This window comes from Edaphobacter sp. FHG110511_03 (genome assembly GCF_059115365.1).
On the sequence record NZ_JBZYWL010000064.1, the window covers coordinates 1 to 444 of the forward strand.

Below are 444 nucleotides of genomic sequence, written 5' to 3' on the forward strand. Positions count from 1 at the left end.
GGCGCTTTCGCCGCCATCTGCAGCGCAGATGGGATGTGGTACGCCACCGCATGGCGCCATCGATCGCAGACTTCATTGAGTCCGAACTTCGGAACGGCACCTTGCATATACGGGAAGGCCATCTGGAGGCCGTCGACGCCTTCTCTAGAGGTGCCTTTGTGACTGTTCGCGTACCTAAAGGGACGGAGAGCTTCTATGCGGAACGAGTCATCAACTGCACTGGGCCAAGCGTGAACTACCGCAACGTCCCTTCAACTCTTTTACAAAACCTGTTTAATAGAGGACTCGTAACCTCAGGTTCATTCGGCAGTGGATTCCATTGCGCGGCAGACGGAGCAGTCGTTGACGCTCATGGTCAGGTTTCAGAGATCCTCTTCAATATTGGCCCGGGCCGTCTGGGCGACCTTCTTGAGTCCATTGCGATCTATGAAATCCGTCAGCAGG

Annotated in this window: 1 protein-coding gene; it reads left to right on the forward strand. The window is 55.2% G+C overall.

Annotated elements, in window-relative coordinates:
* Positions 1–158: 158 nt before the first annotated feature.
* Positions 159–444, forward strand: a 286-nt coding sequence (locus AC5S26_RS29960; RefSeq protein WP_494188608.1) for a hypothetical protein, incomplete at its 3' end; no start/stop codon positions are given.